This window comes from Stutzerimonas sp. CXK-1, from assembly GCF_057738225.1.
In genome coordinates this window covers 1,190,457-1,216,976 of record NZ_CM173217.1, presented here as the reverse complement: position 1 = coordinate 1,216,976, position 26,520 = coordinate 1,190,457, and the positions used below count along the sequence as shown (strand labels likewise).

Genomic DNA, 26,520 nt, shown 5'->3' with positions numbered 1-26,520 from the left:
GCTCCGCCGATGGATGAGTCGTCAGAGCTTAGCCGCCAGGTCCGAACGAGCCTAGCCGTTGTGCTGATTGCCCGGGCATTCACCGGACGAAGCCGGCCGGGCCAGTGCTTCCTTGGCCGCCTTGGTCAGCCGCTTGATCGCCAGTTCGCGGCGCAGGGCTTCGCCCTTGCTCGCACAGCGCTCGGTGTAGACAAGGGCAACGGCCGGGCTCGAACGAAAGAAACGCGCCCCCCGGCCTTGCCGATGGGCGGCGAAGCGACGCTCGGCATCATCGCTGATGCCGCAATAAAGCGCTCCGTTAGCCGCGCGGACCAGATAGACGTACCAGGGTTTGAGTTGCTCGCCGCTCATTGTTCGCGCATGCCGCCTGCCGGATGGACGGGCGCGATTGTCGCCACTCGGCCCGGGGCGGACAAGGCGAAACACTGCCAGGCAAAGCCACCGTCACCTCCGGTTACGAGGTGCGCGTCACGCTTCGCCGCATGCGCCTATCCGCAGCCAGGACCGCCGCACCCCGCCACAGGCGGGAATTGTCGCCGCTCCGGCAGCGCCGCGCGCCTTGCCGGCCGCCTGCGCTAGCAGACGCGCGCCCGGCTGTCCAGATATGGTGGCCGATCGCCTTTGCGTATACTGCGCCGATGTTTGCTCAAACCGCGTTCCGCAACCGCTGGGCCTCCTGGCTGCTGGCGACCGGAATCCTCCTGATGCTCGGAAGCTGCGCCGAAAAGCCCAGCGATCTGGAGCGCGTTCGGGAGGAAGGCGTGCTGCGCGTGATCACCCGCAACAGTCCCGCCACCTACTTCCAGGACCGCAACGGCGAAGCCGGCTTCGAGTACGAACTGGTCAAGCGCTTCGCCGACGACCTGGGCGTCGAGCTGCAGATCGAAACCGCCGACAACCTCGAAGACATCTTTACCCGCCTCAACCGCCCCGGCGGCCCGTCGCTGGCCGCCGCCGGCCTAACCGCCACCGAAGGCCGCCAGCACCTGGCCCGTTTCACCCACCCGTATCTGGATGTCACCACCCAGGTGGTCTACCGCAACGGCCAGCGCCGCCCGACGCGAGCCGAAGACCTGGTCGGCAAGCGCATCATGGTGCTCAAGGGCAGCAGCCAGGCCGAGAAGCTCGCCGCCATGCAGGCCCAGCTGCCGGAGCTGCGCTACGAAGAGTCCGACGCCGTGGAAGTCGTCGACCTGCTGCGCATGGTCGACGAGGGCCAGCTCGACCTGACCCTGGTCGAGTCCAACGAGCTGTCGATGAATCAGGTCTACTTCACCAACATCCGCACCGGCTTCGACGTCGGCGAGCCGAACAGCCTGGCCTGGGTATTCGGCAAGGGCGAGGACGACAGCCTGCTGCAGGCGGCCAACAGCTTCATCGACAAGGCCAAGCGCAACGGTACGCTGCAGCGTCTGCGTGAACGCTACTACGGCCATGTCGACGTGCTCGGCTACGTCGGTGCCTATGCCTTTGCCAAGCACCTGCAACAACGCCTGCCGCGCTACGAAAAGACCTTTCGCGAAACTGCCCGGGAAGTCGGCATCGACTGGCGCCTGCTCGCGGCGATCGGCTATCAGGAGTCGCACTGGCAGCCCGAGGCCACCTCCAAGACCGGGGTGCGCGGCCTGATGATGCTGACGCTGCGCACGGCCAAGGCAATGGGTGTGACCAACCGCCTTGACCCGATGCAGAGCATTCGCGGCGGCGGCAAGTATCTGCTGAAGGTGCGCGACAACCTGCCCGAGAGCATCCAGGAGCCCGACCGCACCTGGTTTGCCCTGGCGGCCTACAATGTCGGCGCCGGCCATCTGGAAGATGCCCGCAAGCTCGCCGAAGCCGAGGGGCTGAACCCCGACAAATGGCTCGACGTCAAACAGATGCTGCCGCGCCTGGCGCAGAAGCAGTGGTACAGCAAGACCCGCTACGGCTATGCCCGTGGCGGTGAGCCGGTGCACTTCGTCGCCAACATCCGCCGCTACTACGACATCCTGACCTGGGTAACCCAGCCGCAGATGGAAGGCCAGCAACTGGTGCAGAGCGACCTGCACATTCCCGGCATCTATGCGACCGACCTGAGCGAGCAGCTGCCGCCGCTCTGAGCCATGCTCAGCTACGGCCGATGTCGGCGAAGCTGGCCGCGGTGTGCTCGGCCAGCACCTCGGCGGCCAGCTCCACTTCCAGACCACGGCGCCCGGCGCTGACATAGACCGTCGGGTGCGCGCGCGCCGAAACATCGATGAAGGTACGCAGGCGCTTCTTCTGCCCCAGCGGGCTGATGCCGCCAACCAGATAGCCGGTCGCCCGCTGGGCCGCCGCCGGGTCGGCCATCTCCATCTTCTTCGCGCCCGCCGCCTGCGCCAACGCCTTCAGGTCGAGCGTGCCGGCCACCGGCACCACGGCCACCACCAGCTCGTTGCGCTCCGTGCTGGCAAGCAGCGTCTTGAATACCCGCGCCGGATCCAGGCCCAGCTTTTCAGCGGCTTCCAGACCATAGGACGCGGACTTGGGGTCATGCTGATAGCTGTGCACGCGGTGCTCGGCGCGGTTCTTTTTCAACAGGTCGATCGCCGGTGTCATGTTCTGTAATGATCCATCAGGTCAAATGCCGCTACCTTAGGCGTTGGGCCCAGCCGCGTCGAGCCGGCATCGGCGCCGCGTTGCCCGGCCATGGCCATGGCCATCGGACACAAAGGAGACGGACCATGCAGCACAAGCTCCTCGCACCGGTAGCCGAGGTCTACGACCTGGCCGTGATTGGCGCAGGCATCAATGGCGTCGGGATCGCCGCCGATGCCGCGGGCCGCGGGCTGGCCGTGTTTCTCTGCGAACAGGGCGACCTGGCGCAGCACACGTCGTCGGCGAGCAGCAAGCTGGTGCATGGCGGGCTGCGCTATCTCGAACACTATGAGCTGCGCCTGGTGCGCGAGGCACTGGCCGAACGCGAGGTGCTGCTCGCCAAGGCCCCGCATCTGGTCACGCCGCTGCGTTTCATCCTGCCCTATCGCCCGCACCTGCGCCCCTCCTGGCTGATCCGCACCGGCCTGTTTCTCTACGATCATCTGGGCAAGCGCGAGCGACTGGCCGCTTCACGCAGCCTGCGGTTCGGCGCCGACAGCCCGCTCAAGCCGGAACTCGACCATGGTTTCGAATACTCCGATTGCTGGGTGGACGACGCACGACTGGTGGTCGTCAATGCGATTGCCGCCCGCGAGCACGGCGCCCACGTGCACAGCCGCACCCGCTGCGTCAGCGCACGCAGCAGCAAGGGGCTCTGGCACCTGCACCTGGAGCGCGCCGATGGCAGCCGCTATTCGATTCGCGCCCGAGCCCTGGTCAACGCCACCGGCCCCTGGGTCGCGCAGTTCATCGAAGACGACCTGCGGCTGCCATCGCCGCATGGCATCCGTCTGATTCAGGGCAGCCACCTGATCGTGCCCCGGCTGTACGACGGCGAGCATGCCTACGTCCTGCAGAACCGCGATCGCCGCGTGGTGTTCGTGATTCCCTATCTGGACCGCTTCAGCCTGATCGGTACCACCGACCGCGAATACCACGGCGACCCGTCACAGGTTCGCGTCACCGAGCAGGAGATCGACTACCTCCTGGCTGTGGTGAACGAGCATTTCAAGCGCCCGCTGCAGCGCACCGACATCTGCCATAGCTATGCCGGGGTACGTCCGCTGTGCGATGACGAGTCGAGCGAACCGGCGGCGATTACCCGTGACTACACCCTTGAGCTCTCGCGTCAGTCGCACGACGCGCCACTGCTGTCCGTGTTCGGCGGCAAGCTGACCACCTATCGCAAGCTGGCCGAAGCGGCGCTCGCCGAACTCGCGCCCTGGTTCCCGCACATGCAGCCGGCCTGGACCCGCCATGCGCCGCTGCCCGGCGGCGAGGACATGCGCAACGTACGCGAGCTGACCGAAGCGCTGTGCCTGAGCCACGCCTGGCTCGACGAGCGCCTGGCCGAGCGCTGGGCGAGCAGCTACGGCAGTCGCAGCTGGCTGCTGCTCAAGGGAATCGATGGTGTGCAGGATCTGGGCGAGCACTTCGGCGCCGGCCTGCATGCGCACGAAGTCGACTATCTGATGGCCGAAGAATGGGCGCAGACCGCCGAGGACATTCTCTGGCGGCGCAGCAAGCTGGGTTTGTCGATCGACCGAAGTGGCCGCGATCGGCTGCAGCATTACCTGGACAGCCAGACCGCGGCGCATCTGGTCAGCTTCGATCAGAGCCTGCGCGCCTGACGCGCGGCGCGTTTCAGGCCGCCGCGCCGGCCAGCCGCCCGCGCAGCTGACGCGCTGCGGCGACCATGTTGACCAGCGCCGCTTCGGTTTCCGGCCAGCCGCGCGTCTTCAGCCCGCAGTCGGGATTGACCCACAGCCGCTCGGCAGGAATCCGCTCGGCCGCCTTCTCCAGCAGGGCGACCATCTCGCCAACGTCCGGGACGCGCGGTGAATGGATGTCGTAGACGCCCGGGCCGATGTCGTTGGGGTAGTCGAAGGCGCGAAACGCTTCAAGCAGCTCCATCTGCGAGCGCGAGGTCTCGATGGTGATCACGTCGGCATCCATCGCGGCGATCGACTCGATCACGTCGTTGAACTCGCTATAGCACATGTGCGTGTGAATCTGCGTGCGGTCGCCTACCCCGCTGGAGCAGAGGCGGAAGGCATTCACCGCCCAGTCCAGGTAGCCCTGCCATTGCGCCCGGCGCAGCGGCAGACCTTCGCGGAATGCCGCTTCGTCGATCTGCACGATACGAATGCCCGCCGCTTCCAGGTCGCAGACCTCGTCACGGATCGCCAGCGCCAGTTGTCGGGCCTGCACTTCGCGGCTGACATCCTCGCGCGGGAACGACCACATCAGCATGGTCACCGGGCCGGTCAGCATGCCCTTCATGACCTTGCTGGTCTGCTGCTGGGCGTAGCGGATCCAGTCCACCGTCATCGGCGCCGGGCGGCTCAGGTCACCGTAGATGATCGCCGGTTTGACGCAGCGCGAGCCGTAGCTCTGCACCCAGCCGAAGCGGGTGAAGGCATAGCCTTCGAGCTGCTCGGCGAAATACTCGACCATGTCGTTGCGTTCGGCCTCGCCGTGCACCAGCACGTCCAGCCCCAGCTGTTCCTGAATGCTGACGGCATGGCGGATCTCGGTTTGCATGGCCTCGGTGTAATCACCGGCCGAGAGCTTGCCCTGCCGGTAGGCCTGACGTGCCAGGCGAATCGCCGCAGTCTGCGGGAACGAACCGATCGTGGTGGTGGGGAACGGCGGCAGCTTCAGCTGCTCGCGCTGCTGCTCGATACGGCTGGCGAATGCCGACGCACGACGGTAGTCGCTGGGCTGGATCGCCTGCAGGCGCGCCTGCACATCCGGGCGATGGATCCGGCTGGACGCCGCACGGCTGGCCTGCACGCGGCGGCTGCGGTCCAGGGCCGCCTGCACCACGGCAGCGTCGGGCTGCAGCAACGCCTGCTTGAGCACCGCCACCTCCTCGCACTTCTGTACGGCAAAGGCGAGCCAGCTGCGCAGCTCCTCGTCCAGATGCTGCTCACGCGCCAGGTCTACCGGGCTGTGCAGCAGCGAGCACGACGGCGCTACCCACAGGCGCTCACCCAGCCGGGCATGCGCCTCGCGCAGCAGCGCGAGGGTGCGCTCCAGATCGCAGGCCCAGACGTTGCGCCCGTTGACCACGCCGAGCGAGAGCACCTTGTAGGCCGGCAGCCAGTCGAGAATCAGCGGGAACTGTTCCGGCGCTCTGACCAGGTCTATGTGCAGCCCGTCGACCGGCAGCCCCGCGGCGAGACCGAGATTGTCTTCCAGACCACCGAAATAGGTCGCCACGAGTTTCTTCAGCGGCGCCCGCTGCAGCAGGTTGTAACCGCGCTCGAAGGCGTTCTTCCAGGCCTGCGGCAGGTCGAGGGCGAGGATCGGCTCGTCGATCTGCACCCACTCCACGCCCTGTCCGGCCAGACGCTCGAACAGCTGGCCATACAGTGGCAGCAGGCGCTCGAGCAGCTCGAGCCGATCGAAAGCCTCGCCACCCCGTACCTTGCCCAGCCACAGATAGGTCAGCGGGCCGATGACCACCGGCTTGACCCGATGCCCGAGCGCAAGCGCCTCGTCCACTTCCTCGAACAGCTGCTCCCAGGACAGCTCGAACTGCTGCTCGGCGGTGAACTCGGGCACCAGGTAGTGATAGTTGGTATCGAACCACTTGGTCATTTCCTGTGCTTGCGCGCCCCCCCCGCAGCAGCTCTTGGAAACGCCCCGGGCCATGGCGAACAGCGTATCCAGGCCTGGCTTGCCACTGGCCGGGCGGAAGCGCTCGGGGATCACACCAAACATCAGCGAATGGGCCAGCACGCCGTCGTACCAGGCGAAGTCGCCGACCGGCAGCAGATCGAGGCCCGCTTCGGCCTGCAGCTGCCAGTGTGCGGCGCGCAGCTCGCGACCCACCGCCTGTAGCCCCGCCTCGTCCAGCTCGCCCTTCCAGTAGCTTTCCAGAGCCTTTTTCAGTTCCCGATCCTTGCCGATGCGAGGAAAGCCGAGGGAATGCGCAACAACCATGACCAACTCCAATTCCGTCCAGATGAATGCGCAAATTCTCGGCCGCCTGCCAAACTGAAACAAACTCAACTTACTAAACATGAACTTCGATTTCATTCATGACGCTGGCGGCGCTCGACAGCGCCCCGAGGCTGCGACACACTTTCAGCCCCGTTGAGCTCTATTCATGAAGGCGCGCGCCGCGCGGCGGCCCGAGAACCGCGTGCAGCCTCGCTCGCATAGCAAGGACAGGCTTTATGCTCGAGATCCGTCACCTGAGAACGCTTCATGCGCTGCGCGAAACCGACAGTCTGGTCGAGGCTGCCGAGCGGCTACACCTGACGCAGTCAGCCCTGAGCCATCAGTTCAAGGAGCTCGAGGAACGGCTCGGCCTGCAACTGTTCGTGCGCAAGACCCGCCCGGTGCGCTTCACCAGTGCCGGTCTGCGCCTGCTGCAGCTGGCCGACTCACTGTTGCCCCAGTTGCGTGGCGCCGAGCGCGACCTCGCGCGACTGGCCGGCGGAACGGCCGGGCGCCTGCACATGGCGATCGAATGCCACAGCTGTTTCCAGTGGCTGATGCCGACCATCGACCAGTTCCGCGACGCCTGGCCGGAAGTCGAGTTGGACCTGGCCTCGGGCTTTTCCTTCGCGCCGCTGCCGGCGCTGGCACGCGGCGACCTGGATCTGGTGGTCACCTCCGATCCGGTCGACCTGCCGGGCATCACCTACGTGCCGTTATTCACCTACGAAGCCCTGCTGGCGGTGGCCAACCAGCACCCGCTCGCCGGCCGCGCCTATGTCCAGCCGCAGGACCTGGCCAACGAAACGCTGATCACCTACCCGGTCGAACGTGACCGGCTGGACATCTTCACCCGCTTCCTCGAACCGGCCGACGTCGAACCGGCGCAGGTCCGCACCTCCGAGCTGACCGTGATGATGATGCAGCTGGTGGCCTCGGGGCGCGGCGTGTGCTGCGTTCCCAACTGGGCGCTGCACGAGTACAGCGCGCGCGGCTACGTCACCGCCAAGCGGCTGGGCGAGCGCGGCCTGTTCGCCACGCTGTACGCGGCAATCCGCGCCGACATGCTCGACTCGCCGTTCATGCGCGACTTCCTGTTGACCGCCAAGGACACGTCGTTCGCCACCCTCGAGGGCGTGAGCGCCGCCACACGCGCGCGCTGAGCTCAGCGTCGCCTGCGCAGCAGCAGCGCCCCGACCACGCCGAACAGCAGGCCGCCAGCCAACAGCAGGCGTTTGTCCGGCCCTTCGGCCGTGCGCCAGCCGCCATCGATGCGCCGATCCCCGCCCGGTGGATCGAACAGATTGCCGGATGAGCGCGCAGCCTGATTCGCCCGCCGCAGCGCCATCCCGGTGAGCAAGCCGTTCAGGCGATCGAAGCCCGGAGTCAGCGCATGAGCGAGCCGCAGCAGGCTGGCAGTGGCCCCCACCGGCGTGGTGTCACGTGGGTGCAAGGCGCGCCGAACCATGGCTTCGGCGACACGCCGCGGATCGTAGCGCGGCGGCGGCGGCACCAGGGCGCGCCCGGTGTAGTTGCCGCCATCACGAAAGCCTGGCGTGTCGACCACGCCCGGATAGATGTCGCAGACATGAATGCCTGGCCACTGCACCAGCTCGCCGCGCAGCGCCTGGGTCAGGCCGCGCAGGCCGAACTTGCTCGCCGAATAGGCCACGGCATAGGGCTGCGCGACCCAACTGCCCACCGAAAGCGTATTGATCAGCACCCCGGCACTCTGCTGCTTGAAGTAGGGCAGTACCGCATGCGCGCCGCGCAGGTAGCCGAGCAGATCGGTCTGCACCACTTGCTCGTGGGCCTCCAGCGGCGTTTCGTCGAAGGCGCCGACGGCACCGATACCGGCGTTGTTGATCCAGACGTCGATGCGCCCATGGCCGAACTCCGCCGCGGCGGTGGCCAGCCGCTCGACCTCGTCGGCGACGCCAACGTCGGTCGGCACCACCAGGGCGTCGGCACCTTCGCCACGGCATTCAGCGGCGACTTCCTCCAGGGCCTGGCGGTCGCGCGCCGCCAGGACAACGCGCGCGCCCTGCCGGGCGAAAGCCTGAGCCGCGGCGCGGCCGATGCCGCTGGAGGCGCCGGTGATCACCACCACGGTGCCGTCGAGTGAAGGGGACGTCATGCGTGTTCCTCCTGCCGTTGATTGGTCTTAGGCTGACCACCCGGCACCGGCAAACACTCACACCGCCCGTCGCTCTCAGACCATTTGCAGCGGCACCTTGCGCTGCGGCGCGGCGAACGCGGCGTCGATCGTGGCCAGATCCTCGTCGCTCAACTGCAGGCGCGCCGCGTGGGCATTGGCGCGCACATGCTGCGGATCGCTGGCCTTGGGAATCACCCGCACGCCCGGCTGACGCAGGGCCCAGGCCAGCGCGACCTGCGCCGGTTGCGCACCCAGGCGCCGGGCGACGGTCACGATCGCCGGATTGCGCAGCAAGGCACCGCCCTGGCCGAGCGGGCAGTAGGCCATGACCGGCATATCGTGCGCCTGGCACCAGGGCAGCAGGTCGAACTCGATACCGCGCTCGGCCGGGTTGTAAAGAACCTGGTTGGTGGCGCACCGGCTGTCGTGTGGCAGCTCCAGCAGGTCCTCGACGTCGAAGTTGGACACACCCCAGGCGCGGATGCGCCCGGTCGCACGCAGCTGTTCGAAGGCTTCCACGGTTTCGGCCAGCGGGTAGCCGCCGCGCCAGTGCAGCAGATAGAGGTCGATGCAATCGGTGCCCAGCCGCCGCAGGCTACGCTCGCAGGCCTCGATGGCACCGCGGCGGCCGGCGTTGTGCGGATAAACCTTGCTGACCAGATAGACGCGTTCACGACGGCCGCGAATCGCTTCGCCGACCACCGTCTCGGCACCGCCTTCGCCATACATTTCGGCGGTATCGATCAGCGTCATGCCCAGCTCGATGCCGAGCTTCAGCGCAGCGACCTCGCGATCGCGCTCGGCGCGCACCTCCCCCATGTGCCAGGTGCCCTGGCCGACCGGCGACACCGGAGTGCCATCGAGAAGACAGAACGGGCGCGTCATGCCTGCGCCTCCCGGCCGACCGGCCAGGGTGAAGCGAGCATCGCCGGTGTTGCGGAACCATTGCAGGACATCGTCTTTCCTCTGTTTGACCTCAGATGCGCTCGCTCAGGCCCAGGCGTACGCCGAGCCCCACGAGCACCGAACCGAGCAGCCGATCGAGCCAGGCCGCCACGCGCTGCTGGCCGCGCAGCAGGCGGCTGGCCCGCGCGGCCAGCACGACCAGCGAGCCCTCGACGACGATCGCCACCACGACCACCAGAAAACCCAGCCAGAACAGCTGCAGCGCGGTCGTGCCATGGCCGGGCCGCACGAACTGCGGCAGAAAGGCCATGAAGAAGATTGCCGCCTTCGGATTCAGCAGATCCACCAGCACGCCCTGACGATAGGCCTGCCAGGCGCTGCTGGCGCCCCGCGTCTCGGGCAGACGCGTGATGCCTTTGCCCGCCGAGCGCAACGCCTGGACGCCCAGATAGATGAGATAGGCCGCGCCGAGATACTTGACCAGCGAGAACGCCAGCGCCGAGGTCGCCAGGATCGCCGACAGGCCAAAGGCAGCGGCAGACACATGGACCATCGCCCCGCTGCACACGCCCAGGGCACTGACCATGCCCAGTCGACGGCCACCGGTGAGGGTGCGCGAGAGCACGTAGAGCAGATCGGGCCCGGGCGACAGGTTCAGCGCCAGCGCCGCGGAGAAGAATACGCCCCAGAACACCGGGTCAGACATGGCTGCGCCTCCTTGAACGAACCGACTGCAGAGACTAGCAGCAGCTCACTGCGGTACGGGCGAATCAATCCTTGGATTGATTGACCGGCCATCACGCTCGTCGGAAAACTGACGAACAGACATGAAAAAGCTGATTTATTGTCACAGCCGTGAACTAAGCTGCATTTCGTAATGTCAATGAGCCACCTCCAGCGGACCGGAGGTGCAAACAATCGATCGTCCGATTCGACAAGGGACATGCGAATGAACGACTCCAACGCCTTCCCGGCGGCCATGCCGGCCTGCCCACGTCTGCTTCTGCTTTCGGGTAGCGAACTGCTGGAAAGCGCCATGCGTCAGCACCTCCAGGGCACCCTCGATCATCGACTGCAGCGCTGCACCTCGCCACGCGCCGACCAGTTGCGCTGCGACCTGGTGCTGCTCGATCCGGCCAGCTACACACCGGACGAGGCGATGCGCCTGTTGCGCCGCGCCGAGTACACGCCGCTGGCGCTGGTCAACGCCGCGCCGGAGCAGGCCGAAACGCTGGTCGAGGCCCACCCCTGGGTGCGCGGCGTGTTCTACCGGGGCACCTCGCGACAGGGCTTCACGGTCGGCATTCACAAGCTGCTCGGCGGCAACGACTGGCTGCCGCGCGGGCTCACCGAGCGCCTGGTGTCGCGCTATCGCCAGTTGACGCCGATCAGCCAGAGCATCGACCAGCTGACGGTGCGTGAAAAGCAGATCCTCGCGCTGGCCGGCAAGGGGCTGTCGAATGCCGAGATCGGCCGCTCGCTGCACCTGAGCACCCATACCATCAAGAGCCATATCCACAACGCCCTGCGCAAGCTCGGTGCCAGCAATCGCGCCCAGGGCGCCTCGATGGTGCTGGCCTACGTCTGCGAGCCAAGCCTGTGAAACGCCTGCTCCTGCTTCTGACGCTGCTCGGCGCGCTCGGTGCCCAGGCCGACGAGGCCGAGCTCCAGGGGCTGATCACCAACGGCACCATCACCCGCTCGGGCCAGGAGTTCTACGTCAAGTTCTGCGAACGGCTGAACGACACCAGCCGGATGGACTTCAACCTGGCGGTCAAGGAACGCCCCTCGGCACGCTGGGGCGTGCTGATCTGGGTCGAGCACGAGAACCAGACGTTGTACCGCCGCTTCCTGCAGCCCAACGTGGCGGACATGGAGGCGACGGCCTATGCCGCGGCGGATTTCGTCCTCGAGGAAATCAACCGCCGAAAGATCGAAGCGCTGTTCGACGACAACATTGACCTAGCCAAGGACGAGTTATGAAACGGCACATCCCACTTGCCGGCACCCTGCTTGCCGGTCTGCTGCTGGCCAACGGCGCAAGCGCCACGGAACTGGTGTACACCCCGGTCAACCCCTCGTTCGGCGGCAGCCCGCTCAACGGGGCCTGGCTGCTGGGCAACGCCCAGGCGCAGGACGACCACAAGGACCCCGACGCGATCGACCGCTCGGCGCTGTCCGGCAGCGCGCTGGATCGCTTCACCAGCCAGCTGGAGTCGCGCCTGCTGTCGCAGATGCTGAGCAATATCGAGCAGGGCAAGGAAGGCGTACTGACCACCGACGACTTCATCATCCACATCGTCAACGACGACCTGGGCAACCTGACGGTGAACATCACCGACAAGCTGACCGGAGAGATCTCCGAGATCATCGTCGACGGTTACAGCGACTATCGCTAACGCGCACGGAGAGCCAAAGGCCATGAGAAGCCTGTTCATTGCCATCGGGATGATGGCGCTACTTCAGGGGTGCTCGGTACGCGAGCCGATGCCGGCCGACGCCCAGGCACCAACCCTCACACCACGCACCTCGACCTATCAGGATCTGCTCGCCCTGCCGCGCCCGAAAGGGCCGCTGGTTGCCGCGGTCTACGGTTTCCGTGACCAGACCGGCCAGTACAAGCCGAACCCGGCAAGTTCGTTCTCCACCGCCGTGACCCAGGGGGCGGCGAGCATGCTGGTCGATGCCATGCAGGCCAGCGGCTGGTTCGTCGTGCTCGAGCGCGAAGGCCTGCAGAACGTGCTGACCGAGCGCAAGATCATTCGCGCCTCGCAGGCCAAGCCGGACGTGGCCCCCAACATCCAGGCCGAGCTGCCGTCCTTGCTGGCGGCGAACATCATCATGGAGGGCGCCATCGTCGCCTACGAGACCAACGTGCGCAGCGGCGGCGCGGGCGCGCGCTACCTTGGGATCGGCGTCTCGCAGGAGTACCGGGTCGACCAAGTGACGGTCAACCTACGGGCAGTGGATGTGCGCAGCGGCCGCGTGTTGTCCAACGTGATGACCACCAAGACGATCTTCTCGGTCGGGCGTAGCGCCAACGTCTACAAGTTCATCGAGTTCAAGGAGCTGCTCGAGGCCGAAGCCGGCTACACCACCAACGAGCCCGCACAGCTGTGCGTGCTCTCGGCGATCGAGTCGGCCGTCGCCCACCTGATTGCTCAGGGCGTCGACCGCAGGCTGTGGCAGACCGCCGACGGCAGCAGCACCGAGCACCCGGCCCTGGCCAAGTACCTGGGCAAACCGGCGGCCATCTGAGCGCAGCGGTCGGCGCCGCCAGCCCCGACCGCGACCCCGGCTGCAACAGGCATCTCGCGAAACCCCATCCCCCTCGGGGATTTTTCGGAAGGCGGCTGCGACCGGACCTTATCGTCCGGTTCGTAGGCCGCCTTCTGTCGTTTCGGCGGGGCCCGGCAAAGCGTCTTTCGGCATGCATTTTCAATCATTGGATGGATTTTCCGATTGGCGCCCCCGGTCAAGGATTAACCACATCAGGTTTTTGCCAGGGATGCCTCATGAAAACCGCGCAAGGGATTGCCCAACGCCTCCTGCTGCCCGCGTTGCTGGCCGCAGGCTTCGCCACCTGCCAGGCAGTGTTCGCCGCCGATCTGGATCTGGCCCCCAGCGAACTGGCCGGCAGCCGCCACACCTCCGCCAGCCAGCCGGGCGCCGCCTTGGCCATGGTCGATCAGCGCGGCAGCGAACTGCTCGCCGAGATCGCCCAGCGCGGCTCGGACCTGGAGGCCTACATCCTGCAGAGCGGCTACGCCAACACGGCGTCCGTCGACCAGCTCGGCCACGGCAACAGCGCCTGGGTCTCCCAGGCCGGCAGCTTCAACAACGCGGAAATCGACCAGTTCGGTTCCGACAACACCGCGCACGTCTCGCAACGGGGCAACGGCAACCAGGCGCAGATCGAACAGTTCGGTTCGGGTCACGGCGCCAGTGTCGACCAGCGCGGCTCGGGTCTGACGGTAATGGTTCGCCAGTACCGCTGATAGGGAAGTACCGCAGCACCTCAATCCATGGAGAGATAACAATGTTCAAGATCAAACCCCTCGTTGCAGCCATGCTGGCCCTCGCCGCAACCCAGGCCCTGGCGGCGGGCAATACCTCCGAGCAGAACCAGCTCGGGATCGACAACGTCGCCGAGGTGATGCAGGACGGCGGCTTCGGCAACATGGCCCGCCAGAACCAGTCCGGCTATGCCAACGACGCGCTGATCGAGCAGACCGACTCCACCGGCTCGAGCGCCAGCCAGACTCAGCTGGCCAACTTCAACGAGGCCACCGCCAGCCAGACGCACACCCTCGGCACCAGCTCGGTGCAATTCCAGACCGGCCACGGCAACGAGGCCAATGTCGACCAGGCATTCAGCACCGGCAGCCTGGCGGATCAGAAGCAATCGGGTAGCCACAACCTGGCCAACACCCGGCAGAGCGCTGACCTGGGCAGCGTTGCCACCAGCGATCAGAACGGCAAATTCAACGACTCGCGCATCGACCAGACCGCGACCGCGTTCACCCGCGCCAACATCGACCAGCATGGCATCGGCAATGACGCCTTCAGCTCGCAGACCGCGGCCCAGGGCAGCGAAACCCGGCAGGAGCAGAATGGCGCCTGGAACGACTCGCAGGTCGTCCAGACGCTGAGCTGGGATGACCGCGCCTCGGTGTTCCAGGATGGCGACATGAACACCGCCTACGTGCAGCAGGCCGGCAGCCGCTACTCGACCGCTGAAGTCGAGCAACTGGGCAACCTCAACGACGCCGAAGTCCTGCAGACCGGCGCCCGCCAGGAAGCCTACGTCAGCTCCATCGGTGACGAGAACGTCGCGCGCGTCGACCAGAGCGGCAACGACCAGAACGCCTTCATCAATCAGTCCGGCACCGGCAACGACAGCAGCATCGTGCAGACCAACGGCTGGTTCGGCGGCAATAACACCGCCTACACCAACCAGAGCGGCGAGAACAACGAGGCCGATGTCTATCAGAACGGTCGCAACCAGTACGCGAACCTGGTTCAGGACGGCCACAGCAACGAGGCCGACGTCGAGCAGCGCGGCAAGGCCAACAGCCTGAACTTCCTGCAGGACGGCGGCCACAACGACTTGGTGGCGACCCAGGAAGGCAGCGACAACCGCATCGAGGGCCACAGCCTGGGCCATGGCAACGACGTGGACATCGCTCAGGATGGCGAACTGAACCTGGCGCGCGTGTACCAGAACGGCGTATGGAACGACGCAAACGTGACCCAGAACGGCGAAAGCCATCTGGCCAATGTCGTCCAGGCTGGCCACGGCAACGATGCCATCGCCATGCAGAGCGGCTACGGCAACAGCGCCTACATCAACCAGAACGGCACCAACAACCTGGCGATCGTCACCCAGAACTGATCGCATCTCCCCAGACGAACTGCCGGCCTCGTGCCGGCAGTTTCGTTTCTGCCAATCCGGTGGCGAAGCACTTGCGCCCGCCCCGCCTCGACACCGGCGCGGCGCCGAAAGGGCCTGCTGCTGCGATATCAGCGTGCAGGCACCATTCACGGCGCGCCAAACTGAAGCAAACTGACCAAGCGGTCAGCTAAAGGCCCCCGCGCACGCATTCCAGCGAACTCAATTTCACCTTTCGATTCAGCAGCTTGGCTACACAACGAGACCATCGGGACCGATCTGGCGTGGCGCTTGCTAACAGACCAAAGCCTGACCGCTCGGACAACTATCAGAGCGGCACAACACGCCAAAGGAGCACCGATGAATCGATACCTCGCCACCGCCACCCTTGCCGCCGGCCTGCTGGGCGGCAGCCAAGCCATGGCCAGCCCCCTGCTGTGGCAGAACAACAGCCTGACCTACCTGTACGGCAAGAACTTCGCCGTCGATGCCGGCGAGATCCAGCAGACGCTCACCTTCGAGCACGCCAGCGGCTGGACCTGGGGCGACGTGTTCCTGTTCGTCGACAACAAGTGGTTCAACGGCCTTTCCGGCAGCGACGGGCACACCTATTACGGTGAGTTCAGCCCGCGGCTGTCGCTGGGCAAGCTCAGTGGGCGCGACCTGTCCTTCGGCCCGGTCACCGACATCCTGCTGTCGGCCACCTACGAACGCGGCGAAGGGCGCAATCGCAACTACCTGCTCGGCCCGGCGGTGGACCTGGCGCTTCCCGGCTTCGACCGCTTCTCGCTGAATACCTACTATCGCAAGCCCGACGGCATCACCGGCCAGCCCGGTGGCCAGTGGCAGCTCACACCGACCTGGGCGGTGACCATTCCGCTCGGCAAGTCCGACCTGCTGTTCGACGGTTATATCGACTGGGTGGTGAACGACGCGGGCTCCAAGGCCAAGGGCGATTACCTGGCGAAGAACTTCCACTTCAATCCGCAGCTCAAGTACGACCTGGGCAAGGCCCTGGACTATTCCCCGGGCAAGCTCTACGTCGGTATCGAGTACGACTACTGGTCGAACAAGTACGGCATCGAGGACAGCAGCGCCTTAAACACCGACAACAACGTCACCAACTTCATCGTCAAGGCGCACTTCTAGCAGCCATCGCCGCCGGCCCTGCGGCGCCGCGTCAGACCGTAACGGCTGCAGGGCGCGGCGAAACCGTGCAGAATCCTCGCGCTCGGCCACAAGGCGATCAGGCCGAGAATGGCCGAGGCCCGCCGGGCCTGCGGCAACCTGCAACGGCGGGCCGGGCCCGCGCTCTGGGACGAGGGACGATGAACAACAACAACGCTTCCGCGCCGCTCTACGCTGCGAGCGGCAAACCCGCCGGCCGCATCCGCCAGCAGAACGAGGAAACCATCCTCGCCGCCGCGGCCGAGGAATTTGCCCGCTACGGCTTCAAGGGCACCAGCATGAACGCCATCGCCCTGCGCGCCGGCCTGCCGAAGGCCAACCTGCACTATTACTTCAGCAACAAGCTGAACCTCTACATCGAGGTGATGCGGCACATCCTCGAACTGTGGGATACCGCGTTCGACGACCTCACCGTCGATGACGATCCCGCCACCGCTCTGGCGCGCTACATCCGCCTGAAGATGGAATTCTCGCGGCGCCACCCGCAGGCCTCGAAGATCTTCGCCATGGAAGTCATCAGCGGCTGCGAATGCCTGTCCGAGCACTTCAACCAGGACTATCGCAACTGGTTCCGCGGCCGCGCTTCGGTGATCGACGCCTGGATCGCGGCCGGCAAGATGGATGCGATCGACCCGATGCACCTGATCTTCCTGATCTGGGCCGGCACCCAGCACTACGCCGACTTCTCCGACCAGATCCGCCGCGTCACCGGCAAGCGCATGACCAAGGCCGATTTCGCCCATGCCACCGAGACGCTCGTTCACGTCGTGCTCAAGGGCTGCGGCCTGACGCCGCCGGTCTCGGGCAGCTGAGCGATCGCGCCGCCGGTCGCCAGAGGCAGCGAACGTCGGCGCGCTTTAGGGGTCGTCTTAAGCACGTGCAGCCAAACGGCACAGGAGACGACCATGCAGCCCTACCTGCGCTTCGGCGCGATGATCGCCACGTCGACACTGGTGATGTTCGGCCTGATGTACCTGAACACCTACCGCCTGGAGCACGTGCTGTTCAGCGAGACGCGCGCCTACATGGCGCTGCTGATGGGGGCGACCATGGCGATCGTCATGCTGCTGTTAATGCGCGGCATGTACCGCAATCGCAACCTCAACATCGCCATTCTGCTCGGCAGCGCGGCGGTGTTCGCCGTCTCGCTGGGGCTGGTCCGCAGCCAGGCGACCGTCGACCAGGTGTCGTGGATGAAGGCCATGATCCCGCACCACTCGATCGCCATCCTCACCAGCGAACGCGCCGACATCGACGACCCGCGCGTGCGTGAACTCGCCGACGGCATCATCAAGACCCAGCGCGAGGAAATCGCCGAGATGAAGGCGCTGATCGCCGAGCTGCAACACTGACGCTTCCCCTCCACTCCGAAGAGACGAACTATCGATGCCATCCAGACGACGCCCCTTGAGCCAAACCCTGTTTCTCGCCGCCGGTTTCGCCCTGGCCTGCCAGAGCACCGCCTTGTCGGCTGCACCGCTCACGCCCCTGGGCTGGGTCGAGCGCGGCCTCGTCTACCCCGAGCAGGTCATGGTGAAGTTCAAGCTCGACACTGGCGCGCTGACGTCCTCGCTGCATGCCGAGGATGTCGAGTACTTCGAAAAGGACGGCCAGAAGTGGGTGCGCTTCGACATGGACCTGGAAGACATCGAGAAGGGCAAGCTGGTGAAGTCGCGCATCGAGCGCAAGCTCGAGCGCGAGCTGACCGTACGCGGCGCCGGCGGCACCGAGGATCGGCCGGTTGTGCGAATGAAAGTGTGCATCGGCGACCAGCTGCTCAACGAGCAGTTCTCGCTGAACGACCGCGACGACATGAACTACCCGGTACTGCTCGGTCGCCGCACACTGGAAAAGCTCGGCCCGGTGGATTCGGGCAAGACCTTTACCGTCGAGCCAAACTGCGCCCGCGCGCAGGATTGATCAGTCGCGACGGCAGAAGACCAGCGCCTTCAGCCCGCTGTCGGCGCTGATATCCGGGAACTCCGGCGGATTGACCAGGCGCTCCTGGAACTCGAACGCCGGCGCTTCGGCCTGCATGCAGTCGATGAGAAAGCCCGGCGCCACCTCCGGATCGTTGATGCAGGCCAGTACCTGCCCGCGTGGTGCCACCAGTTCCGGCAGGCGCCGCAGCACCTTGGCGTAGTCGCGGCCGAGCGCAAAGCTGCCTTTCTGGAAGGATGGCGGGTCGATGATCACCAGATCGTACGGCCCGAGCTTGCGCACCCGCCCCCACGACTTGAGCAGATCGTGTGCGAGAAAGCTGACCTGCGATAGCGCCTGGCCGTTGAGCCGGTGATTTTCCCGCCCACGCGCCAGAGCCGCGCTGGCCATGTCCAGATTCACCACGTGCCGCGCGCCACCGGCCAGCGCCGCAACCGAGAAGGCGCAGGTATAGGCGAACAGGTTGAGCACGCGCTGCTGCGCCGCATGCTCGCGCACCCAGCAGCGGCCCAGCCGCATGTCCAGAAACAACCCGCTGTTCTGCTTGCGCCCCAGGTCGAGCAGATAGCGCAGGCCATGCTCGCTCACCGGCCACTGCTCGCGCGGCTCACCGACGAGCCAGTCGCACGGGCTGTCCGGCCGGTAGCGGTGCTGCAGCAGCAGCGTATGGGCGCCGCGGCGCTGCCATTCGGGCGAACGCGCGAAGGCCAGCAGCATCGCCTGCAGCGCCTGCAGCTGTTCGCTAGCAGGCTCGCGATACAGCACCACCAGCACGATGCCCTGCAGCCAGTCCACGGTGATCTGCTCGAGCTCCGGCCAGCAACGGCCGCGACCGTGGAACAAGCGCCGGGCCTCGTCGGGGGCAGCGTCCAGCGCGTTAATCAGGTGTTGGCGCAGGGTTTCGAGGGCCGTTGGGGTCATGCTGCTGCTCGGTGCGTTGCCAGGAAGGGCGCGCATTGTAACGCCCGGACCCGCCAGACCAATCGGCTCATATCAATTATATGCTAATGCGAAATATTTGTATTTGAAATCGCATTAACATCACCCTACCATACGGCGCCACTCCAAGGAGCGAAGGGAAGCCGATGAATCCGGGATCTACCCAGCCCGTCCAGCTGGCCATGCTGATCAACATGCTGTCGATCGGCAGCCTGATGATGGTGATGCCGCTCGGCCCGGATTTCGTCCGCGAACTGGGCATGGCCGCCGAGCACATCGGCTACATCGCCGGCGGGGCCACCCTGGCCTCGGCGCTGAGCGCGGCCGCCTGCGCAGCCTGGCTCGATCGGCTGGAGCGCAAGCGCGCGCTGGTGGTGCTGCTGGCACTGCGTTTCGCCCTGCTGCTCGCCTGCGCCGGGGTAACGAGCGCCGGGCAGCTGATCCTGCTGTTCGTGCTCTCCGGCCTGGTCGCCGGCCCGATGGGCGCCGTGCTCATGGCGAGCATGCTCGACCTGATCCCGCCAGCCGAGCGCGGCCGCAAGCTCGCCCATGTCGCGATGGGCTTCTCCCTGGCGGCGATCCTGGTGACGCCCGCCGCGCTGGAGCTGTCCCGCCTGTGGGGCTGGCGCATGCCCTTCCTGCTGTTCGGCGGCTTGGGCCTGGCATTGGCGGTCGCCTGCATCGCGCTGTTCCCCTCGCCGCCACGCCACCCGCGGGCTGCCGCTAGCCTGCTGCCGCTGCTGCGCACGCCGCTGTGCCTGGGTGCTCTGGCCCTGGTGGCGCTGCAGATGGCCGGACACTTCCTGCTGGTGCCGCACTTTGCCAATTTCTTCGAGTTCAAACTGGGGTTCGCCCGCGACCAGCTCGGGCTGCTGTATCTATGCGGCGGGCTGGCCAGCATTGCCTCGATGCGCATCGGCGGCGGGCTGATCGACCGCGGCCATGCCGCCGCCGTCGCGCTCACCAGCAGTGGCCTGCTGGCGCTGGTCACGCTGCTCGGCTTCGTACTGCTCGCACCGCTGCCGCTGTTCGTGACCTTTGCCCTGTTCATGGCGCTCAGCGCGCTGCGTACCAGCAGCACCACGACGATCCTCGCCGGCATACCCGCACCCAACCAGCGGGCTGCCTTCATGGCCCTGCAGGGCACTGTCTCCAACGTCGCGGCCGGGCTCGGCAGCCTGGCCTCGGCCCGTTACCTCGGCACCGACGCCACTGGCGCGCTGCTGGGCTTCGAACGACTCGCCGGGCTCAATGCCCTGGCGGGCCTGGCGGCAGGCGCGGGCGTCCTGGCGCTGCTCGACGCACTGCGCCGCAGGGCGCAAGCAACCGCCCCTACAACGACAAGCCAGGCCTGAGCCTGCAGCAGCACACCTGATGAGCCTTACATCCGCATCATTCGAACCGCAACGGAGTATGCAATGCCCTTTGTAAGCACTATCAGCCGCCCCCGGCACCTGTCCCTGACCCTGCTCGGCGGCCTGCTGCCGATGCTCGCCCTCGCCGACGGGCCCGTGACGCTGCAGAACGAAGTCATCACCGCCACCCAGACCGCCCACAGCGAGCTCAGCGCCCCGGCCAGCGTTTCCGTGGTCACCCGCGAAGAGCTGGACAAGCTGCCGGTGTACAGCCTGGCCGACGCGGTGAAATACCTGCCGGGCGTTCACATCAACCCGTCGTCGACCTATGGGCGCAAGGAGATTCGCCTGCGCGGCCTGGACTCGGACTACACGCTGCTGCTGGTCAATGGCCGGCGGGTCAACTCGCGTGACGCCCTGACCTCCAACTACGCCAACGACTTCGACCTGTCCTCGATTCCGATGGCCGCCATCGAGCGCATCGAGGTGATCCGGGGGCCGATGTCCTCGCTGTACGGCGCCGACGCGCTGGGCGGTGTGGTCAACGTGATCCTGCGCCAGCCGACCGAGCGGACCGAGGCCGGGCTTGCCTACACCTACGAGCACCCGACCGAGGGGCAATCGGGCGATAGCCATACCGTCAGCGCCTACACCAGCGGCGCACTGATCGAAAACAGGCTGCGCGGCAACCTGATCGTGGAGAAGACCGACCAGGCCGCCTGGCTGTCCGAGCAGACGGTCAACCCGAACACCGATGCCGCCGAGCAACGCCAGAACGGCAGCCTGTTCGGGTCGCTCAGCTGGCTGCTGGACGAGCGCCAGACGGTCGACCTGGACCTGACCTACCGCAAGGACGACCGCGAGGCTGACTGGAACAACTACGGCAGCGTCGTCACCAACGTGCAGGAAATGGAACGCTGGAGCCTGGGCATCGGCCACAGCGGCAAGTGGGACGGCTTCGATACCCGCGTGCGCTACTACTACGAGGACGTCGACCTGATGGACGACTCCGCGATCATGACCAACCTGCGCGGCGTCAAGGGCGACGTGCAGCAGCGCAACCACACGCTCGACGGCCAGGTCAGCGCCTTTCTCGGCGACCATCTCGTGACCCTGGGCAGCGAATATCGGCGCACGACCCTCGAGCACAACCAGAATCTGGGCACACAGACCGAGGTCGACCAGAAGGCCGTCTACCTGCAGGACGAATTCTCGCTCGGCAGGCTCGACGTGACCCTCGGCGGCCGCTGGGACGACCACGACAGTTTTGGCGGCGAATTCAGTCCTCGCGCCTACGGCGTCTACAACCTGACCGACCACTGGGTGATCAAGGGTGGCGCCGGCAAGTCGTTCCGTGCCCCCAGCATTTACCAGTTCGACGAGTCCTACGGGGTGCTGGCCTGCCGCGGCATGTGCACCCTGGTCGGCAATCCGGACCTCAAGCCCGAGACCGCCACCAGCTACGAGCTCGGCACGCTGTTCCAGAACGAGCGCATCGAGGCGGGCATCATGTTCTTCCACAACGACATTGAGGACATGATCGTCACCGATAGCTGGCGCGCCGGCTATCGGCCGAGCGTGATGACCTACAGCAACGTCAGCAAGGCGCGCGTCCAGGGCTATGAGCTGCAGGGCCGCTATGCGCTGAGCGACCGCATCGGCCTGCGCGGCAGCTACACCTACTCCGACGCCGAAGACCGCGACACCGACGAGCAACTGCGCAACACCCCGCAGCATGTCGCCAACCTGGGCGTCGACTGGCAGGTACGAAACGACCTGGCGATGAACCTCGACTACCAGTACACCGGCAGCCAGCTGCTCTACGTCTCGGCCGCCGAGCCGAACGTGGAAAGCGCAGCCTTCCATGTACTCAACCTCGGCGCGCGCTATCAGGCCACTCCGCAGCTGGCATTGCGCGCCGGCATGAACAACCTGACCAACGAAAAGCGTGACGACGTGGCGCAGTCCATCGACAACATCCTGATGGGCCGCACGTTGTTCGTCGGCTTCAGCTACGACCTCTGACCCGCCATCGCCCGGCGGCCAAGGTCGCCGGGCTTCGGCACAACCCGAGCGCCGCCCGATGACCCGTACCGACTCGATGCCCGCCTTCCAGCGATTCGCCCTGCTCTGTGCCGCCGGGCTCGTGCTGTTGCTGCTGGCCGCATCACTGAGCATCGGTGCCGGCATCTACGGTGCCGGCGAGGTGTTCGGCTATCTGCTCGGCCAACCCGAGCGGCTGGCCGATGACAAGCTCGCCATGGTCGTCGACAGCCTGCGCCTGCCGCGCACCCTGGGCGCGCTGGTGGTCGGCGGCAGCCTGGCGATCGCCGCCTCCTTGCTGCAGAGCGCGACGCGCAATCCGCTGGCCGAACCCGGCCTCCTGGGCGTCAACGCCGGCGCGGTGCTGGGCCTGGTAGTGGGCCTGATCTACTTCGGCGTCGAATCCACCCAGGGCTACCTGCTGTGGTCCGGCGCCGGCGCCCTGGCCGGCAATCTGGTGGTGCTCGGCGTTGGCCTGCTGCTCGGCCAGGCCAGCCCGCTCAAGCTGATCCTCGCCGGTGTGGCGCTGGGCGCGGTATTCGGCGGCCTGTCGAACTACCTGCTGCTGTCCACCCGCGTGGCGCTGGAGCAGTTCCGCTTCTGGAACCTCGGCTCGCTGTCGGCCACCAGCCTGCAGGCCGTCTCGGTCGTGGTGCCCTTCGCGGCCGCCGGCCTGGCACTGGCCGCGCTGCTCTGCCGGCAGTTGACGCTGATGCAGATGGGCGACAGCCAGGCCCGCGCGCTGGGCATTTCCACCACCTGGGTACGGCTGGGCGTGCTGCTCGCCTCGACCCTGCTGACCGCCTGCGCCATCTCGCTGGCCGGGCCGATCGGCTTTCTCGGTTTCCTCGCCGCCTACTGCGCACGTCTGCTCGAGCCGGTGGCACTGCTGCGCCAACTGCTGTTCTCGACGCTGTTCGGCATGCTCCTGCTACTGGCCGCAGACGTCCTGGCGCGCTGGCTGATCCAGCCGTTCGAGCTGCCGGTGGGAACGCTGCTCGCCACCCTTGGCGCGCCGGCACTGATCGCCATCGTGCTGCGTGGCGGTTTCCGCTCTTTGCTCACGGTGAGGTAAAGCCATGCCCCGCCTGCCCGCGCCGACCGGCACCTGGAACCCGCGCATCGCCTCCATCAGCGTGTTGCTGCATCGCCGCAGCTGGCTGCTGACGCTGGCGATCCTGGCCCTGCTCGCTGGCCTGGCGCTGCTCGCCCTCAGCCTGGGCAGCGGTCAGCTCGGCCCGCGCGAGGCGCTGGCGACGCTGCTGGGCCAGGGCAGCCGGATGCAGGAAATCCTGCTGTTCAAGATTCGCTTGCCGCGCGTGGCCGCCGCCATCGTTGCCGGGCTGGCAATGGGCATGGCCGGCTGCCTGATCCAGACCCTGGTGCGCAACCGCCTGGCCACGCCGGACATGGTCGGCGTCAATGAAGGCGCCTCGCTCGCCGTGATCGGCTTCGCCCTTTACCTCACCCTCGGCGACTGGCCTTGGTGGGCGTCACCCCTGGGGGCACTGCTGGCGGCGGCCGTGCTCTTCACCCTCTGTCGCCGCCCCGGCGAACAGGGCTACCTGTTCATCATCATCGGCATCGCCGTCTCCGAGCTGCTCGGTGCCATCGGCGACTTCGCCATGTCCACCCGGCCCCTGGTGCACCTGGGCAGCATCTATCTCTGGTCGATGGGCCATTTCGCCGGCACCGGCTATCGCACCGTGCTGCCCATCGCCGCGCTTCTCCTTGCGCTGTGCCCGCTGATGGCCTGGCTGGCACGGCCACTGGCGCTGCTGCGCTTCGGCGACGCCACCGCGCAGAACCTTGGCGTTCGCGTGCCGCTGATCCAGCTCGGCGTGCTTGGCCTGGCCATTCTGGTGGCAGCACTGGGCACCGCGATCGGCGGGCCGGTGGTGTTCATCGCTATGGCTGCGCCGATCCTGGCCAGTTGGCTGGCGCGCGGCAATCTCGCGCCGATCTGGCTGGCCGCACTGTGTGGCGCCCTACTGTTGCTGGGCAGCGACACCCTGGTGCGTCTGCTGGCACAGCCTGAAGAAATCCCGACCGGAACCATGACCCGCATGCTCGGTGGCCTGTTGCTGCTGGGCCTGCTGCTCAGGGACAGACGCGAGTCCGACTGATGACGATTCTCCACGCACACCACCTGCACTTCGCCTACCGCGATAAAGCGGTGCTCGACGATGTCTCCTTCAGCCTGCCACGCGGCAAGCTGATCGGTATCGTCGGCCCGAACGGCAGCGGCAAGTCCACGCTGCTCAAGTTGCTGGCCCGCCAGTTGCCCCTGCAGCGCGGCGAGGTTCGGGTGAACGACAAGCCACTGGCGAGCTATTCGACCAAGGCCCTGGCCCGGCAACTGGCCTTTCTGCCGCAGCGGCCGGTCATGGTCGAAGGGATTCGCGTCGAACAACTGGTGCAGTACGGTCGCCACCCGCATCAGGGCTGGTTCAACCAGTGGAGCGAAGAAGACGCCCGCCAGGTCGCGCGTGCCCGCGAGGCGATGCAGCTGGCGCCGATCTGGCAGCGCAGCGCCGCTTCGCTCTCCGGCGGCCAGGCGCAGCGCGCCTGGCTGGGGATGATCCTGGCGCAGAACACCGACCTGATCCTGCTCGACGAGCCCACCAGCGCACTGGATATCGGCCACCAGGCCGAGGTGATGGAGGCCGTGCACGGCATCGCCGCGGCCGGGCGCACCGTGCTCATCGTCATCCATGACCTGGGTGTCGCCGCGCGCTACTGCGACGAAGTGATCGCCTTGGCCGACGGCCGTATCCAAGCCATCGGCCCGGCCCGCGAAGTGATGACCAAGGCACTGATCGATCGCCTCTACGGCACCGATGTCGACGTGGTGCCCGCGCCAGACGACGGCGCACCGGTGATCGTGCCGCGTCGGCGGCGCGGCACGGCAGCGCGCACCGAAGCCACCCTGGAACCTGCAAGAGAAGAGGAACCGCTGCCATGAAGCACCACCCGCTCCCGTATCTCGTCACCGTGCTGCTCGCCGGCCTGCTCGCCCTGCCCGCCCAGGCCCGACAGGTCACCGATGCGCTGGGCAACCAGATCGAGGTACCCGATCGCCCTGAACGTATCGTCACCCTCAGCGAGATCGATCTGGACACGACGCTGAGCCTGGGCCTTACACCTGTGGGCACCAGCAACGGTCGCGGCCAGGCCGCGGCGCCGCGCTATCTGAGCGACAGGCTGCCGGCCGAGCTGCCCACTGTCGGCGAACTGGACAACCCGAATCTGGAAACGCTGCTCGAGCTGCAGCCGGACCTCATCCTCACCGGGCCGGCCAAGCCCGAACAGCTGGCGCTGCTCAACGAAATCGCCCCTACCGTGGTCAGCTACAGCTGGGGTGAGCCCTGGCAACAGAGCACGCGGCGCACCGCCAGCATCCTCGGGCGCGAGGCCGAGGGTCGGGCGGCGCTGGCGCGCTACGCTGCGCGGGTCGCCGAGGCACGCGCCAGGCTCGCGGCGCATCAGGGCGAGACCGTCAGCATCGTGCGCTGGAATCCCAAGGGCCCGTCGTACATGTTCAAGGATGCCTTCGCCAGCACCATCATCGAAGACCTCGGCCTGCGTCGACCGGCGCACCAGCAGGACGCCGGCCATACACACTCGATGGCCCTCAGCCTGGAATCGCTAGAACTGCTCGACGCCGACTGGCTGGTCATCGGTACCCTTGCCACCCGCGGCGAGGCGGTAGAAGCCATGCGCCAGGCCGAGCGGACACCTGCGTTCGGGCGGCTGACGGCGATCCAGGCAAAGCGCTTCGGCACGGTCGACGGTTCGCTGTGGACCTCTGTCGGCGGCCCGCTGGCTGCCCTGCAGGTGATCGAAGACGTCGAGACTCTGCTCGGCAAGGGGGACGCCCGGCCAGTCGAGGGTGCATCGGCGGGCCGGTGACAGCCCTGGCTTTGTGCGACAGGTCACGGATCGGCCTGCGGGAGCCGCGCAAACCTCGACCGGTACGCTCTGCCGCTGCCGTCCCGCCGTAAAAAGCTGGCCGCTTACCGCTCAACGGA

The 26,520-nt window shown here is 66.6% G+C and carries 26 protein-coding genes; 19 read left to right on the top strand and 7 right to left on the bottom strand.

Annotation, left to right across the window (positions count from 1 at the left end; all coding sequences use genetic code 11):
* Positions 1–51 precede the first annotated feature (51 nt).
* On the bottom strand, positions 52–351 hold the full coding sequence (locus AC0KXH_RS05685) for a GIY-YIG nuclease family protein (protein ID WP_041107241.1): 300 nt from the start codon (positions 349–351) through the stop codon (positions 52–54).
* 287 nt (positions 352–638) lie between these two features.
* Here AC0KXH_RS05685 and mltF point away from each other — a divergent pair, with 287 nt between their 5' ends.
* Positions 639–2,099 carry a membrane-bound lytic murein transglycosylase MltF gene (mltF, locus tag AC0KXH_RS05680; RefSeq protein ID WP_041107243.1) on the top strand — a complete coding sequence of 487 codons (1,461 nt, stop codon included), beginning with the start codon at positions 639–641 and terminating at the stop codon, positions 2,097–2,099.
* A gap of 7 nt (positions 2,100–2,106) precedes the next feature.
* On the opposite strand, the gene ybaK is transcribed toward mltF, so the two are convergent.
* Positions 2,107–2,577, bottom strand: a complete 471-nt coding sequence (gene ybaK / locus AC0KXH_RS05675) for a Cys-tRNA(Pro) deacylase (protein WP_041107245.1) — start codon at positions 2,575–2,577, stop codon at positions 2,107–2,109.
* A gap of 125 nt (positions 2,578–2,702) precedes the next feature.
* Between ybaK and glpD the strand changes: the two genes are divergently transcribed.
* The gene (gene glpD / locus AC0KXH_RS05670; protein ID WP_488224326.1) at positions 2,703–4,247 is read left to right on the top strand and encodes a glycerol-3-phosphate dehydrogenase; all 1,545 of its coding nucleotides are present in this window, start codon (positions 2,703–2,705) and stop codon (positions 4,245–4,247) included.
* A gap of 13 nt (positions 4,248–4,260) precedes the next feature.
* Here glpD and metE read toward each other — a convergent pair whose 3' ends face one another.
* Positions 4,261–6,567, bottom strand: a complete 2,307-nt coding sequence (gene metE, locus AC0KXH_RS05665; protein WP_043219053.1) for a 5-methyltetrahydropteroyltriglutamate--homocysteine S-methyltransferase — start codon at positions 6,565–6,567, stop codon at positions 4,261–4,263.
* Between the two features lie 236 nt (positions 6,568–6,803).
* Between metE and metR the strand changes: the two genes are divergently transcribed.
* Entirely contained in the window at positions 6,804–7,730 is a 927-nt protein-coding gene (gene metR, locus AC0KXH_RS05660) for a transcriptional regulator MetR (protein ID WP_041107251.1), read from the top strand.
* A 2-nt stretch (positions 7,731–7,732) separates the two neighbouring features.
* Here the strand turns inward: metR and AC0KXH_RS05655 are convergent, their stop codons facing one another.
* The 3 genes from AC0KXH_RS05655 to AC0KXH_RS05645 form a co-directional block, all read right to left on the bottom strand.
* Entirely contained in the window at positions 7,733–8,704 is a 972-nt protein-coding gene (locus AC0KXH_RS05655; protein ID WP_313281454.1) for an SDR family oxidoreductase, read from the bottom strand.
* A 75-nt stretch (positions 8,705–8,779) separates the two neighbouring features.
* On the bottom strand, positions 8,780–9,610 hold the full coding sequence (locus AC0KXH_RS05650; RefSeq protein ID WP_488224325.1) for an aldo/keto reductase: 831 nt from the start codon (positions 9,608–9,610) through the stop codon (positions 8,780–8,782).
* A 91-nt stretch (positions 9,611–9,701) separates the two neighbouring features.
* Entirely contained in the window at positions 9,702–10,337 is a 636-nt protein-coding gene (locus AC0KXH_RS05645; RefSeq protein ID WP_041107257.1) for a LysE family translocator, read from the bottom strand.
* Between the two features lie 243 nt (positions 10,338–10,580).
* Here AC0KXH_RS05645 and AC0KXH_RS05640 point away from each other — a divergent pair, with 243 nt between their 5' ends.
* The 10 genes from AC0KXH_RS05640 (at position 10,581) to rloA3 (ending at position 18,131) form a co-directional block, all read left to right on the top strand.
* Entirely contained in the window at positions 10,581–11,234 is a 654-nt protein-coding gene (locus tag AC0KXH_RS05640; protein WP_488224324.1) for a helix-turn-helix transcriptional regulator, read from the top strand.
* A complete protein-coding gene (csgE, locus tag AC0KXH_RS05635) occupies positions 11,231–11,614 on the top strand; it encodes a curli production assembly/transport protein CsgE (protein WP_041107260.1) in 384 nt (127 codons plus the stop codon). Before AC0KXH_RS05640 ends, csgE begins: the two co-directional genes overlap by 4 nt.
* A complete protein-coding gene (locus AC0KXH_RS05630; RefSeq protein ID WP_041107262.1) occupies positions 11,611–12,030 on the top strand; it encodes a curli assembly protein CsgF in 420 nt (139 codons plus the stop codon). Before csgE ends, AC0KXH_RS05630 begins: the two co-directional genes overlap by 4 nt.
* 22 nt (positions 12,031–12,052) lie before the next feature.
* The gene (locus AC0KXH_RS05625) at positions 12,053–12,889 is read left to right on the top strand and encodes a CsgG/HfaB family protein (RefSeq protein WP_043219047.1); all 837 of its coding nucleotides are present in this window, start codon (positions 12,053–12,055) and stop codon (positions 12,887–12,889) included.
* A gap of 257 nt (positions 12,890–13,146) precedes the next feature.
* Entirely contained in the window at positions 13,147–13,629 is a 483-nt protein-coding gene (locus tag AC0KXH_RS05620; protein WP_041107266.1) for a hypothetical protein, read from the top strand.
* A gap of 41 nt (positions 13,630–13,670) precedes the next feature.
* Positions 13,671–15,026, top strand: coding sequence for a hypothetical protein (locus tag AC0KXH_RS05615; RefSeq protein ID WP_041107268.1), 1,356 nt, complete (start codon positions 13,671–13,673; stop codon positions 15,024–15,026).
* Between the two features lie 357 nt (positions 15,027–15,383).
* Positions 15,384–16,172, top strand: a complete 789-nt coding sequence (locus AC0KXH_RS05610) for an outer membrane protein OmpK (protein WP_488224323.1) — start codon at positions 15,384–15,386, stop codon at positions 16,170–16,172.
* A gap of 179 nt (positions 16,173–16,351) precedes the next feature.
* The gene (locus tag AC0KXH_RS05605; RefSeq protein ID WP_488224322.1) at positions 16,352–17,023 is read left to right on the top strand and encodes a TetR family transcriptional regulator C-terminal domain-containing protein; all 672 of its coding nucleotides are present in this window, start codon (positions 16,352–16,354) and stop codon (positions 17,021–17,023) included.
* Positions 17,024–17,116: 93 nt separating this feature from the next.
* On the top strand, positions 17,117–17,563 hold the full coding sequence (locus AC0KXH_RS05600) for a DUF305 domain-containing protein (RefSeq protein ID WP_488224321.1): 447 nt from the start codon (positions 17,117–17,119) through the stop codon (positions 17,561–17,563).
* A gap of 34 nt (positions 17,564–17,597) precedes the next feature.
* Positions 17,598–18,131 carry a retropepsin-like aspartic peptidase RloA3 gene (gene rloA3 / locus AC0KXH_RS05595; RefSeq protein WP_041107276.1) on the top strand — a complete coding sequence of 178 codons (534 nt, stop codon included), beginning with the start codon at positions 17,598–17,600 and terminating at the stop codon, positions 18,129–18,131.
* On the opposite strand, the gene AC0KXH_RS05590 is transcribed toward rloA3, so the two are convergent.
* Complete coding sequence (locus AC0KXH_RS05590) at positions 18,132–19,073, bottom strand: class I SAM-dependent methyltransferase (protein WP_313306039.1); 942 nt, start codon at positions 19,071–19,073, stop codon at positions 18,132–18,134. It lies immediately after the preceding gene.
* 164 nt (positions 19,074–19,237) lie between these two features.
* Between AC0KXH_RS05590 and AC0KXH_RS05585 the strand changes: the two genes are divergently transcribed.
* The 6 genes from AC0KXH_RS05585 to AC0KXH_RS05560 all read left to right on the top strand — a co-directional run bounded on the left by AC0KXH_RS05585 (position 19,238) and on the right by AC0KXH_RS05560 (position 26,401).
* A complete protein-coding gene (locus AC0KXH_RS05585; RefSeq protein ID WP_488224320.1) occupies positions 19,238–20,446 on the top strand; it encodes an MFS transporter in 1,209 nt (402 codons plus the stop codon).
* A 63-nt stretch (positions 20,447–20,509) separates the two neighbouring features.
* Positions 20,510–22,471, top strand: a complete 1,962-nt coding sequence (locus AC0KXH_RS05580) for a TonB-dependent receptor plug domain-containing protein (RefSeq protein WP_488224319.1) — start codon at positions 20,510–20,512, stop codon at positions 22,469–22,471.
* A 58-nt stretch (positions 22,472–22,529) separates the two neighbouring features.
* Complete coding sequence (locus AC0KXH_RS05575) at positions 22,530–23,564, top strand: FecCD family ABC transporter permease (RefSeq protein ID WP_488224318.1); 1,035 nt, start codon at positions 22,530–22,532, stop codon at positions 23,562–23,564.
* Between the two features lie 4 nt (positions 23,565–23,568).
* Positions 23,569–24,615: a FecCD family ABC transporter permease gene (locus AC0KXH_RS05570; protein ID WP_488224317.1), complete on the top strand. Its 1,047-nt coding sequence runs from the start codon at positions 23,569–23,571 to the stop codon at positions 24,613–24,615.
* On the top strand, positions 24,615–25,454 hold the full coding sequence (locus AC0KXH_RS05565) for an ABC transporter ATP-binding protein (protein ID WP_041107286.1): 840 nt from the start codon (positions 24,615–24,617) through the stop codon (positions 25,452–25,454). The genes AC0KXH_RS05570 and AC0KXH_RS05565 overlap by 1 nt, the downstream gene beginning before the upstream one ends.
* Complete coding sequence (locus tag AC0KXH_RS05560) at positions 25,451–26,401, top strand: ABC transporter substrate-binding protein (RefSeq protein ID WP_488224316.1); 951 nt, start codon at positions 25,451–25,453, stop codon at positions 26,399–26,401. Before AC0KXH_RS05565 ends, AC0KXH_RS05560 begins: the two co-directional genes overlap by 4 nt.
* Positions 26,402–26,520: the final 119 nt, after the last annotated feature.